Source organism: Vibrio sp. EJY3 (assembly GCF_000241385.1).
In the GTDB taxonomy this organism is placed as follows: domain Bacteria; phylum Pseudomonadota; class Gammaproteobacteria; order Enterobacterales; family Vibrionaceae; genus Vibrio; species Vibrio natriegens.
Genome location: NC_016613.1, coordinates 742,798 through 755,985, shown reverse-complemented (window position 1 = coordinate 755,985; position 13,188 = coordinate 742,798). Strand labels below are relative to the sequence as shown.

Genomic DNA, 13,188 nt, shown 5'->3' with positions numbered 1-13,188 from the left:
TCGCTGTTTAACTTTAGAGCCAAGCGTTAATGATTCATAGACGCCGCAGTCAAATTCGAGATTATCAAGCCGAAGCGCGCCTGTTTGCCAGCCGCGCTATCGTTGCATTTATCGGTATCGTCATTTTGATGGGAGCCCTGGTCGCCAACATGTACAACATTCAGGTGAACCAGTTCCAAGATTACCAAACTCGCTCTAACGACAACCGTATTAAAATCGTACCAATTGCGCCCAACCGCGGGCTTATTTACGATCGCAACGGTGTGTTACTGGCGGAAAACCGCCCTGTCTTTAACCTGGAACTGACTCCAGAAAAAGTGAAAGACATTGATGAGACCATCAAAGAGCTGCAAACCATTCTGGAAATCACACCAGAGCAAATTGAACGCTTTCATCGCGAGCGAAAACGCACCCGTCGCTTTAAATCTGTTCCTCTTCTCACTCAACTGGATGAAAAGCAGGTTGCCGTATTTTCAGTCAACCAATATCGCTTTCCCGGCGTAGAAATCAGTGCGACCCTAAAACGTTACTACCCATTTAGTGAAGTGCTTACCCACGTGATTGGCTATGTTTCTCGCATCAACGATCGAGACATACAACGCCTGATTCGTGAAGAAAAAGCCTCGAACTATCAAGCGACCCGTGACATCGGTAAGCTCGGCATTGAGAAATATTACGAAGATATTCTCCATGGAACTGCTGGCTACCAAGAGGTCGAGGTGAACAGTCGTGGTCGAGTGATCCGCACACTGAAATATGTCCCACCCGTTCCTGGCAAAGATATTGTATTGAACCTGGACATTAATCTGCAGCTTTATGTGCACCAGTTGCTTGATGGTCGTCGCGGCAGTGCCGTGGTTATCGACCCAAGAGATAACGGTGTGCTAGCGATGGTATCTAGCCCGAGCTACGATCCCAATGCCTTCGTTCATGGTATTTCTGGTAAGGCTTACCGTGCGCTACTTAACGATAAAAACCGACCTCTGGTGAACCGAACGACATTAGGTATTTATCCACCAGCGTCAACCATCAAACCATTTATGGCCGTTGCCGCGCTGCAAGAAGGCGTTGTGACTCCACAAACAACCCGTAATGATCCTGGCTACTGGCGTATTCCAAATTCCGACACTCGCCCTTTCCGCGACTGGCTGCGTTGGGGACATGGCCGTGTTGATATCATCAAATCAATTGAAGAATCGGTGGATACCTTCTTCTACCAGGTGGCTTACGATATGGGCATCGATCGCATTTCCAGCTGGATGATGATGTTCGGCTTTGGTGATTACACCGGAATTGATATTTACGAAGAAAGTAAAGCCAACATGCCAACCCGTGAGTGGAAAATGTCTCGCCACAGAACACCTTGGTATAAAGGCGATACGATCCCGGTAGGTATTGGTCAGGGTTACTGGACTGCAACGCCGATGCAAATCGCTAAAGCGACGTCAGTGCTGGTCAACGACGGAGCCGTTACCGCCCCACACTTACTTAAAGCTTCCATCAACAATGGTGGCGATTTCGATGAGCAGCACTCAGAGGAATACCTGAGTTATCCGCCGATTAAAGACGTTCCGAAAAAGTACTGGGATATGGCGAAAGAAGGCATGCGCCGTGTAAACCATGGGGTTCGAGGTACAGCTCGTCGTTCGTTTTACGACATGAGCTACGAAACCGCCGGTAAATCCGGTACCGCTCAGGTATTCGGACTGGCTGAAGACGAAGAGTACAAGGCAGATGAAGTCGCCGAACATTTGCGTGACCACGCCTTATTTACTGGTTTTGCACCGTTTGATGATCCAAAAGTAGTCGTGACTGTGGTACTCGAAAATGCGGGTGGCGGCTCAAGTAATGGCGCGCCTGTAGCAAGAAAAATCTTTGACCGTGTCGTACTCGGCCCGGAAAAAATCGAGCCTGAAGAAGATGAAAACAACGTTAAGCAAGAGGCAACGCAATAATGAAAATGGATCCCTCTACAGGTAAAAACCGAGCCCTGTTTGAACGCTTCCATATTGACTTGCCACTCTTACTTGGCATTTTAGCGTTGATGGCATTTGGCTTGGTGATCATGTACAGCGCGAGCGGCCAAAGCCTGGCGATGATGGATCGTCAGGCCATGCGTATGGTGCTCTCTCTTGTGGTGATGGTAGTGCTTGCACAACTTTCTCCACGCACCTACGAGAGTCTCGCGCCCTTGATGTTTGCGTCAGGAGTCATCCTGCTTTTTGGCGTGCTGTTTTTTGGTGAAGCGTCCAAAGGGGCCCAACGTTGGCTAAACCTTGGTTTCGTCCGATTCCAGCCATCTGAATTACTCAAGCTGGCCGTGCCGCTAATGGTGGCTCGTTATATTGGTCGTCAGCCACTTCCGCCAACCTTCAAAACCTTGATGGTTGCCTTAGTCATGGTGTGTGTACCGACCATTTTGATTGCGAAACAGCCTGATTTAGGCACTTCGATCCTGATCGCGGCATCCGGTATTTTCGTTATCTTCCTTGCGGGCATCAGTTGGAGAATCATTGCAGCTGCGGCTGTTGCTCTGGGTGGCTTTATTCCAATTCTGTGGTTCTTCCTGATGCGTGAGTATCAGAAAACGCGTGTACGAACCTTGTTTAACCCAGAATCTGCCCCCTTAGGTGCGGGCTACCATATCATCCAGAGCAAAATTGCGATTGGATCCGGTGGTATTTCAGGTAAGGGCTGGTTACACGGGACACAATCTCAGCTGGAATTTTTGCCAGAGCGACACACTGACTTTATCTTTGCAGTAATTGCTGAAGAATGGGGTATGATTGGTTTTCTTTGCTTATTAGCCATCTATCTCTTCATTATTGGTCGAGGCCTGTACCTTGCTAGCCAAGCACAGACCGCATTTGGACGAATGATGGCAGGCAGTATTGTACTTAGCTTTTTTGTGTATATTTTCGTAAATATCGGCATGGTAAGTGGCATCCTGCCCGTCGTAGGCGTACCGTTACCTCTCATCAGTTACGGTGGCACTTCAATGGTGACCTTGATGGCTGGCTTTGGTATTTTAATGTCAATTCATACGCACAGAAAAGCATTCTCTAAGGCGACCTAGACATGCAAAAACGCGCTTTATATTCCTTAGTTTTTTCTGCAGTTATTTTGGCTGGATGCTCATCAACCAGCCAGAAAACTCAGCAAGATGGCCGCTACGAACTTGAGTCTGATGTCGCGCCAGACACACCACTTTCAGTGGATCATATTGAAGACGCCTACCCTAAGTACGAACCATACAGCTTAGGCGGCAACAGAGACTACCATCTCCTCGGTAAGAACTACCAAATTGTTCGCGACGCGAAAGGCTTTACCGAACAAGGACGAGCGTCCTGGTATGGTAAGAAGTTTCAGGGGCATTTGACGTCCAACGGTGAGATCTACGACATGTACTCAATGACAGCGGCACACAAAACACTGCCTCTGCCTAGTTACGTCAAAGTGACCAACACCGATAACGGCAAAACAACGGTAGTACGCGTGAATGACCGAGGTCCATTCCATGATGGCCGAATTATTGATTTAAGCTACGCGGCGGCACATAAGTTAGATGTACTTAAAACTGGCACCGCGAATGTCAAAATTGAAGTCATCAGCGTAGATAAACCGACTGACAAAAAGTCTTTGGACGAACATCCTAAATACGTAATTCAGGTCGCATCTTCAAAAAATGAAAATCGCGCCCGAACTTTAGGCTCAGAACTCGGTCAAAAGCTGGATACGGATACTTTCCTTGAAAATGCGAAAGAGTCGTATCGCTTGTTATTAGGCCCGTTTAGTGACTATTCCCTGACGCAAGCCACACTGGATAAAGTAAAATTGCTCGGCTATTCGTCTGCATTTATTAAAAAACACAACACTGTAAAATGACGTAGGTTCATGGATTTCTAGTTGAATCCCCTCTGATTATCGTTGGGGATTCTGATAAGATGTCCGCAGTTAAACCCAAAAATTTGAATTACCATGAATAAAAATAAGTTTGTGAAATCTATTCTCGTCTCATCCGTTGTTCTTTCAGCAACCTTTGCTCAATCAGCTCTTGCCGCACCGATCGTGGTACCAGACTCTCCTCAAATCGCAGCGAAAGGCTACGTACTGATGGATTACCATTCAGGTAAAGTACTGGCAGAGAAAGAGATGAACACAAAGTTGTCTCCTGCTAGTCTGACCAAAATGATGACCAGCTACGTTATTGGCCAAGAGCTAGCGCGTGGTAATATTTCAGAAGATGATGATGTAACCATCAGTAAAAACGCATGGGCGAAAAACTTCCCGGACTCTTCAAAGATGTTCGTCGAAGTTGGCACCACTGTAAAAGTAAAAGACCTGAACCGTGGCATTATCATCCAATCAGGTAACGATGCATGTGTGGCAATGGCAGAACACATCGCCGGTTCGGAAGATGCTTTCGTTGATCTAATGAACGCATGGGCAAACACGCTGGGTATGAGTAACTCTCATTTTGCCAACGTGCACGGTTTAGATAACCCAGAACTATACTCAACGCCATACGACATGGCACTGCTAGGTAAAGCGCTTATCCGTGATGTACCAAACGAGTACCGCGTTTACGCTGAGAAGAAGTTCACCTACAACGGCATTACCCAATACAACCGTAACGGTTTGCTTTGGGATAAGAGTATGAACGTTGACGGTATCAAGACTGGCCACACAAGTAACGCTGGTTACAGCTTGGTAAGCTCTGCAACTGAAGGCCAAATGCGTCTGGTTGCGGTAGTGATGGGCACTAAAGATGCTAACGCTCGTAAATCAGAGAGTAAAAAGCTGCTAAGTTACGGCTTCCGCTTCTTCGAAACTGTTGCGCCACACAAAGCGGGCGAAACGTTCGTAGAAGAAAAAGTATGGATGGGTAACAAAGACACGGTTGCACTTGGCCTGGATAAAGATACTTACGTAACCCTTCCACGTGGTGAAGCTAAGAATCTAAAAGCAAGCTTCGTACTTGAAAAAGAGCTAGAAGCCCCAATTAATAAAGGTGATGTAGTTGGTAAGCTATACTATCAGATCGATGGTGAAGATATTGCCGAATACCCGCTAATGGCACTGGAAACCGTAGAACAAGGCAGCCTATTCAGCCGTATGTGGGATTACATCGTATTGTTAGTTAAGAGCTTCTTCTAAAGACAGCTACAGATTAACAAACCGATTCATTAAGCCGCCGACTATGGCGGCTTTTTAAGTCAATGATCCTTGCCTTGAGTTCACCTTAAATTGACTGTACTATTTCGCACCGCAACGAATACCAACTGGAGTTACCGATATGCTAACCATCAACTCTGATGCTAAATTAAAAGACCTGCTTGAGTTCCCTTGTTCTTTTACTTACAAGGTAATGGGTCATGCAAAGCCTGAGCTTCCAGAACTTGTTCTTGAAGTGATTCAGCGCCACGCACCTGGTGACTACAGCCCAACAGTAAAACCTAGTGCGAAGGGCAACTACCACTCGGTGTCTATCAATATCACAGCGACCTCAATCGAGCAGGTTGAAGTCCTATATAAAGAACTGGGCGAAATCGACATCGTTCGTATGGTTCTATAAAAATTTGATAAATTAAATTTTTTTTGAAAGCAGCTTCGGCTGCTTTCTTTTTACATATCAACAAGATAGTAGAAAAACACTTACCTTTGAGTTAAAAAACTGTTACTCAATGGTAGAGTAGAAGGATTATCCAGTTTATAATCCAAACACTTTATATAATCGCGACAGGAAATGCCATGCAACACCAACTTGTTGTAAAACGACTTGGCCGCCAGGACTATGAGCCCGTATGGAAGGCAATGCATGAGTTCACAGACCAACGTACAGAAGAAACACCTGATGAAGTTTGGTTGGTGGAACATAACCCAGTATTTACTCAAGGTCAGGCAGGTAAAGCCGAGCATCTGATCAACACTGGTGATATTCCTGTCGTGCAAAGCGACCGCGGCGGTCAAGTGACTTACCATGGTCCGGGCCAGTTAGTCGCATACTTCCTGATTAACCTGCGTCGCAAAAAATTAGGAGTACGAGATCTCGTTACCAACATAGAGAACCTCGTGATCAACACGCTAAAAGCATACAATATCGACTCTGCAGCAAGACCAGACGCTCCTGGTGTCTACGTCGATAGTAAAAAAATATGCTCTCTCGGCTTACGTATTCGTAAAGGCTGTTCCTTTCATGGCCTCGCCTTAAACGTCAATATGGATTTAACACCATTCCTGCGCATTAACCCTTGCGGGTATCAAGGCATGGAAATGGTTCAGGTAAGCCAATTTGGTGGACCGGACGATGTGGAAGCTGTAGAAAAGCAACTAATAGAAGAACTCGTTACTTTGCTCGACTACGAGCAAGTGGAATTCAGCACAGAAGCACCTTCTCAAGGTAATAAAGCATGAGCAAACCAATCCAGATGGAAAAAGGCGTTAAATATCGTGACGCCGACAAAATGGCATTGATTCCAGTAAAGAACATGCCTACAGAGCAGAAACAAGTGCTGCGTAAGCCTGATTGGATGAAGATCAAGCTACCAGCCGATAGCCAACGAATCCAAGACATTAAAGCAGCAATGCGTAAGAACAAGCTTCACTCTGTATGTGAAGAAGCATCTTGCCCGAACCTGGCTGAATGTTTTAACCACGGTACTGCGACCTTTATGATTCTGGGCGCAATCTGTACTCGTCGTTGTCCTTTCTGTGATGTTGCTCATGGCCGTCCATTACCACCAGAAGCGGAAGAGCCACAAAAGCTGGCGAAAACCATCGCTGATATGAAGCTGAAGTATGTAGTAATCACTTCTGTAGACCGTGATGATCTGCGTGACGGTGGTGCACAACACTTCGCTGACTGTAACCGCGAGATCCGTGCGTTGAACCCTAACATCAAGATTGAAACTTTGGTTCCTGACTTCCGTGGCCGTATGGACGTCGCTCTTGATCTGATGAAAGATAACCCGCCAGATGTTTTCAACCACAACTTGGAAACTGCGCCACGTCTTTACCGCAAAGCTCGTCCGGGTGCAAACTACAAGTGGTCTCTACAACTGTTGAAGAAATTCAAAGAACAGCACCCAGATGTACCGACTAAGTCAGGTCTGATGATGGGTCTTGGCGAGACTAAAGAAGAGATCGTCGAAGTACTGAAAGATCTGCGCGAACACGGCGTAACGATGCTAACGCTTGGTCAGTACCTGGCGCCAAGCCGTCACCACCTGCCAGTAGAACGTTACGTTCCACCATCAGAGTTTGATGAGCTTAAAGAGATCGCACTGGAACTTGGTTTTACACACGCAGCGTGTGGTCCATTTGTTCGCTCTTCATACCATGCCGATATGCAGGCTCAAGGTATCGAAATCAAGTAATCAATTGATTATTAAAGCTAAAAAGGTTGGCACTTCGCCAACCTTTTTTTGTGTCTGGCAAATGATGATAAAAAGTCATTCCAAACGCCAGACAAACAAAAAGGCCCTCAAATTGAGGACCTTTAATATATCAATGTTCAAAGTAGATGAGTCGAGTTCTAGGAGAACACACGGAGTTTGCGCGAGCAAATGAGTATGTTCGACACCGAAATCGGCTCACTCTATGAAGAACAATTATGCGTAAACTGGTAGACGCTTACAGATATCAAGCACTTTCTGTTTTGTCGCTTCGATAACTTCTTCGTTGTCGATGCTATCAAGAACGTCACACATCCAGTTCGCTAGCTCTTTTGCGTCTTCTACTGTGAAGCCACGGCGAGTGATTGCTGGCGTACCTACACGGATACCAGACGTTACGAATGGGCTACGTGGGTCATTTGGTACTGAGTTTTTGTTTACTGTGATGTTCGCTGCACCTAGTGCTGCGTCAGCTTCTTTACCAGTAATGTTCTTGTCGATTAGATCAACTAGGAACAGGTGGTTTTCTGTACCGTTAGAAACGATTTTGTAACCGCGCTCTTGGAACTGAGCAACCATTGCTTTCGCGTTTTCAACAACGCGAGCTTGGTATGCTTTAAATTCAGGTTCCATAGCTTCTTTGAACGCTACAGCTTTACCAGCGATAACGTGCATTAGAGGACCACCTTGACCACCAGGGAAAACAGCTGAGTTCAGCTTTTTGTACATGTCTTCGCCAGCATTAGACAGGATAAGACCACCACGTGGACCTGCTAGTGTTTTGTGCGTCGTTGTTGTTACAACGTGTGCGTATGGTACTGGTGTTGGGTAAACGCCTGCTGCGATAAGACCAGCAACGTGAGCCATATCTACGAATAGGTAAGCATCAACTTTGTCTGCAATTTCACGCATGCGTTTCCAATCAACGATTTGAGAGTAAGCTGAGAAACCACCGATGATCATCTTAGGCTTGTGCTCAATCGCAAGCGCTTCCATCTCGTCGTAGTTGATTTGACCAGCTTCGTCGATACCGTAAGGGATAACGTTGTAGTGCTTACCAGAGAAGTTTACTGGTGAACCGTGAGTCAGGTGACCACCGTGTGCCAGGCTCATGCCTAATACTGTATCGCCTGGGTTCAGAAGCGCCATGTATACTGCGCTGTTTGCTTGAGAACCAGAGTGAGGCTGTACGTTTGCGTATTCACAACCGAATAGTTCACATGCACGATCGATTGCTAATTGTTCCGCTTTATCTACGTACTCACAACCGCCGTAGTAACGCTTGCCTGGGTAGCCTTCAGCGTATTTGTTCGTTAGCTGAGAACCTTGAGCTTCCATTACACGTGGGCTTGTGTAGTTTTCAGAAGCGATAAGTTCAATGTGTTCTTCCTGGCGAAGAGTTTCTTCCTGGATAGCTGCGAACAGTTCCGCATCGTAATCTGCGATGTTCATATCACGCTTAAGCATCTGTATCTCCTGACTCAGATTAGTACTGAAATTGGCAAAAAAACTGTTTAATGACCGAGCGCAAACGTTTCCGTCACCCTAATGGCGCGCATTCTACATAATTTGATCTGGGTCATAAAGAGAAAATTTAAATTTTTCTCATGCAGTTTCTTCATGATGACAAGTAATAAATATCATGTCGATGTTGCAATCATTTAAACAACAGCCATTACTGTCAATTTTGTGCTTTACACCCTGTAAAACAGCAATTACATAGGTTTACCGTAAATTTTAGCCTCTAGCTACCGAAAAGATCATCTTTTTACTATGATGCCAGCCTTATTTCTCACCTATGACTGTAAATTGATGGAAAAACACTCGTTAAAAGAAGACTGGATAGCAATTCTCACAGGTACCTTTTTGGTTGCTCAAGGCGTTTTCTTTCTCCAATCCGCGCAACTCCTTACTGGAGGAACCACCGGGTTGGCTTTGCTCATTAGCCAATTTACACCTTTTACCTTTGGTGTGCTGTACTTTTTAACTAACTGCCCTTTTTATCTGTTAGCTTGGAAACGCTTTGGACGTCACTTTGCCATCAATAGTGTTATTTCTGGTGCTTTAGTTTCAATTTTTGCCGATCATCTTTATTTACTGATTTCATTAGAGTCAGTCAATGAAATCTATTGTGCTGTCGCGGGCGGGCTACTGATGGGGTTAGGCATGCTAATCTTGTTTCGTCATCGCTCTAGCCTGGGCGGCTTTAATGTTTTGTGTTTGTTTATCCAAGATAAATTTGGCATTTCTGTCGGCAAGAGTCAGATGGCGATTGATGTGTGTATTGTATTGGCGTCGATGTTCTTCGTCTCACCTTGGGTAATCGCTTTGTCAGCCTTAGGAGCGTTTGCGCTCAATCTGGTACTCGCCATGAACCACAAACCACATCGATACTCTGTTACTTACGGCTCTCAGTAACCTCTACGAAAAAAGGCTTTGGGGAGCATTCCAAAGCCTTTAGTGGGGGAGATAATCTCAGGAAAATTTAAGTTACTCTTCAATCAATAAAATTCGTGTTTCATACGGACGCAGTGTCTGATGTCGAGAGGCAACCGAACTTACCGAATTATGGTAGTTGGACAACAAACACTTCGCTTTCGCCATCTCAAAACGCTCTGGCAAGACACATTCCACCTCTTCCCCATAGTAATTATTGATACACAACAACGTCTGGGATTCATTCTGGCGAGCGTAAGCAAAAATACGCAAATGCTCTGGCAGCAAATCTTCATAGCTGCCGTCCGTGATGACCGGGATCTGTTTGCGCAGTTCAATCAAGCGCTTGTAGAAATAAAATACGGAGTTTAAATCTGCTACAGCAGACTCGGCATTGATTTGCGGATAATTCTGCGCGACCTCGAGCCAAGGCGTTCCTTTGGTGAAACCAGCATGCGGTTGGCCATTCCATTGCATAGGCGTTCGCGAGTTATCACGGGACTTCTGAGCCAGAATAGTCATCATTTCTTGGTGTGAAACACCATCACGATTGACCATGATGTCGTACATGTTGGTACTTTCAACATCGCGATATTGACTGATCTCGGTATAACCCGGATTGGTCATGCCAATCTCTTCACCCTGATAAACATAAGGGGTGCCCTGCATCATGTGAACAGACGCTGCCAGCATCTTCGCCGATTCAACACGGTAGTGCTGATCATCACCAAGTCGGCTGACCACACGCGGTTGATCGTGGTTACACCAGAACAGCGCTCCCCAGCCTTTACCGTTTAACCCTGTCTGCCAGTGATTAAAGATTTGTTTGAGCTGAAGAAAGTCAAACGGTGCTTTGGTCCACTTTTCACCATTAGGATAATCTACTTTCAAATGATGGAAATTGAACACCATAGAAAGCTCTTTGCCGTCTAAAGAGGAGTATTGCTGACAGTGCTCAAGGGTTGTCGAAGACATTTCTCCAACCGTTATACTGCCGTACTTTTGAAATACCGCTTGGCTGATTTCCTGTAAATACTCATGCACTCGTGGACCATCGGTATAAAAACGACGTCCATCGCCACGCTCATCATTCGGGAAGTCTTGCTGTTTAGATATCAGGTTAATGACATCAAGACGGAAACCATCCACGCCCTTCTCTGCCCAAAAGCTGATCACGTCTTTGACTTCTTCACGCACTACTGGGTTTTCCCAGTTTAAATCCGCTTGCTCCTTGGCAAACAGGTGCAAGTAGTACTGACCAGTTGCTTCATCCAGCTCCCATGCGTTACCACCAAACTTGGATTGCCAATTGTTGGGCTCTGCCCCCTCTACCGGATCTTTCCAGATGTAATAATCACGATATGGGCTGTTTTTATCACCCAGCGCAGACTGGAACCATTTGTGCTCAGTCGAGGTATGATTGACGACAATATCCATGATAATTCGGATACCCAGCTGGTGCGCTTCCACCAGTAACTCATCAAAGTCAGCCATTGTGCCGAAGTCAGGATTGATCGAGTAGTAATCGGATATATCGTAGCCGTTGTCGATCATTGGCGATGCATACACAGGCGTTAGCCAAATCGCATCCACACCAAGGTGTTTTAAATAATCCAGTTTAGAAATGATCCCTTTGATATCACCCGTGCCTTTGCTGTCACTATCGCAAAAACTCTTCGGGTAAATTTGGTAGATTGTTGCGGTTTTCCACCAGCTGTTATCTTGCTTGGTCATTGCCATTTCTAACACCCACTTACCATTAAATTAAAAAGTCACCATGACAGTCATGGTTAAAGATCAAGCACTCCTGAGCTCAAAAGGACGTAGTCAGGAATGGCTGTTTTAAATTGGGAAAAAAGCGATGGCATGACATTCTCCATTGCCATCGCTGATTTAAGTTTGTTATGCGTTTGCCGTTTCAAGTTCACCTTTCGCTTTTGCGCGCTTATAAAGAATCAGCGTCAAGCCAGCTGGGACCACTATCGCCACCAACATTGCTAATGCGAACACACCCCAGAACTGAGGCTGAATAGATAAGATGCCCGGCAAACCACCCACACCGATACCGTTCGCCATTACGCCGGCGCTACCACAAACTGCCGCCGCACAAGCACTACCAATCATTGCGCTTAGCATTGGGAATTTGTATTTCAGGTTGATGCCGTACATTGCAGGCTCAGTCACACCCAGATAAGCGGAGATTGCCGCCGGAACGGAGATTTCACGCTCATCTTGTTTTTTACTGATGATAATGATGCCAACCACTGCTGATGCCTGAGCAATGTTTGAAAGTGCAATCAAAGGCCAGATTGGGGTGCCGCCAAGCTCTTGCATTAACTGTAAATCCACGGCGTTGGTGGTGTGGTGAATACCGGTGATAACCAATGGCGCGTACAAGAAACCGAAGACTGTCGAGCCAATGATGGCAAAGTCTCCCGTCATGGCAGCCTTGGCAGCGAATGCCACACCGTTACCTAACATGCGGCCAAATGGACCGATGATAGAGTGTGCAAGAATCACCGAAATAATGATGGAAACAAATGGCACCACAACCAGATACAAGTAAGACGGAGTGATACGTTTAAGGTATTTTTCGATATACGCCAGTGCGATACCCGCGAGCATGGCAGGAATAACCTGTGCCTGATAACCCACTTTTTCAATCACAAACCAACCGAAATCCCACACTTCCGGTACTTGTTTACCAATCAAATAGGCGTTCATTAACTGCGGAGAGACCAGAGTCACACCGAGCGTGATCCCCAGAATCGGCGTACCACCGAGCTTTCTCACCGTTGACCAACAGACGCCAACAGGCAGGAAGAAGAAGATCGCTTCACCAATCAGCCATAGGAATGAATGGACCGTCGCCCAGAACTGACTGATTTCGGTCAGCGTTTGGCCATCAAACATCTTGATGTCGCCAATCACATTACGGAAACCAAGAATCAGACCACCAGTGATAATCGCCGGTAGCAGAGGCACGAAGATTTCAGCAAGGTGAGAGATGCCACGCTCAACGATGTTCATGTTCTGACGCGCGGCATTTTTTGATTCATCTTTGCTGGCTTCGCTTTTACCCGTCATCTCGATCAGTACCTTGTACACTTCATCGACTTCAGTACCGATAACGACCTGGAATTGACCTGCGTTGGTAAAACAGCCTTTTACTATAGACAGAGCTTCTAACTGCTTGATGTCAGCTTGCTCAGTATTATTAAGTACAAAACGTAAACGAGTTAAGCAGTGACTCACACTTGCAATATTGTCTGGCCCACCGACCAGCTCAATAAGACGCTGTACATCTTGACGCGCAATCTTACTCATAACTTTGCCCACCCTGTATTGGATATGTTTA

Annotated in this window: 11 protein-coding genes; 8 read left to right on the top strand and 3 right to left on the bottom strand. The window is 46.0% G+C overall.

Going from position 1 to position 13,188, the window contains the following annotated elements:
• Positions 1-29 precede the first annotated feature (29 nt).
• The 7 genes from mrdA (at position 30) to lipA (ending at position 7,376) form a co-directional block, all read left to right on the top strand.
• The gene (gene mrdA, locus VEJY3_RS03390) at positions 30-1,955 is read left to right on the top strand and encodes a penicillin-binding protein 2 (RefSeq protein ID WP_014231048.1); all 1,926 of its coding nucleotides are present in this window, start codon (positions 30-32) and stop codon (positions 1,953-1,955) included.
• Complete coding sequence (rodA, locus tag VEJY3_RS03385) at positions 1,955-3,076, top strand: rod shape-determining protein RodA (RefSeq protein WP_014231047.1); 1,122 nt, start codon at positions 1,955-1,957, stop codon at positions 3,074-3,076. The genes mrdA and rodA overlap by 1 nt, the downstream gene beginning before the upstream one ends.
• Positions 3,077-3,078: 2 nt before the next feature.
• On the top strand, positions 3,079-3,885 hold the full coding sequence (locus VEJY3_RS03380; RefSeq protein ID WP_014231046.1) for a septal ring lytic transglycosylase RlpA family protein: 807 nt from the start codon (positions 3,079-3,081) through the stop codon (positions 3,883-3,885).
• Positions 3,886-3,978: 93 nt separating this feature from the next.
• Positions 3,979-5,157 carry a serine hydrolase gene (locus tag VEJY3_RS03375; RefSeq protein WP_014231045.1) on the top strand — a complete coding sequence of 393 codons (1,179 nt, stop codon included), beginning with the start codon at positions 3,979-3,981 and terminating at the stop codon, positions 5,155-5,157.
• Positions 5,158-5,296: 139 nt separating this feature from the next.
• Complete coding sequence (ybeD, locus tag VEJY3_RS03370; protein ID WP_014231044.1) at positions 5,297-5,575, top strand: DUF493 family protein YbeD; 279 nt, start codon at positions 5,297-5,299, stop codon at positions 5,573-5,575.
• Positions 5,576-5,751: 176 nt separating this feature from the next.
• On the top strand, positions 5,752-6,414 hold the full coding sequence (gene lipB, locus VEJY3_RS03365) for a lipoyl(octanoyl) transferase LipB (protein ID WP_014231043.1): 663 nt from the start codon (positions 5,752-5,754) through the stop codon (positions 6,412-6,414).
• The gene (lipA, locus tag VEJY3_RS03360; protein ID WP_014231042.1) at positions 6,411-7,376 is read left to right on the top strand and encodes a lipoyl synthase; all 966 of its coding nucleotides are present in this window, start codon (positions 6,411-6,413) and stop codon (positions 7,374-7,376) included. Before lipB ends, lipA begins: the two co-directional genes overlap by 4 nt.
• Before the next feature lie 234 nt (positions 7,377-7,610).
• Here lipA and glyA read toward each other — a convergent pair whose 3' ends face one another.
• Positions 7,611-8,861, bottom strand: a complete 1,251-nt coding sequence (gene glyA, locus VEJY3_RS03355) for a serine hydroxymethyltransferase (RefSeq protein ID WP_014231041.1) — start codon at positions 8,859-8,861, stop codon at positions 7,611-7,613.
• A 345-nt stretch (positions 8,862-9,206) separates the two neighbouring features.
• Between glyA and VEJY3_RS03350 the strand changes: the two genes are divergently transcribed.
• Positions 9,207-9,812 (top strand): YitT family protein, encoded by a 606-nt coding sequence (locus VEJY3_RS03350; protein WP_014231040.1) that lies wholly within the window; start codon positions 9,207-9,209, stop codon positions 9,810-9,812.
• A gap of 72 nt (positions 9,813-9,884) precedes the next feature.
• Here the strand turns inward: VEJY3_RS03350 and treC are convergent, their stop codons facing one another.
• Both treC and treB read right to left on the bottom strand, forming a co-directional pair.
• The gene (gene treC / locus VEJY3_RS03345; protein WP_014231039.1) at positions 9,885-11,570 is read right to left on the bottom strand and encodes an alpha,alpha-phosphotrehalase; all 1,686 of its coding nucleotides are present in this window, start codon (positions 11,568-11,570) and stop codon (positions 9,885-9,887) included.
• Positions 11,571-11,732: 162 nt separating this feature from the next.
• Positions 11,733-13,157 (bottom strand): PTS trehalose transporter subunit IIBC, encoded by a 1,425-nt coding sequence (gene treB / locus VEJY3_RS03340; RefSeq protein WP_014231038.1) that lies wholly within the window; start codon positions 13,155-13,157, stop codon positions 11,733-11,735.
• Positions 13,158-13,188: the final 31 nt, after the last annotated feature.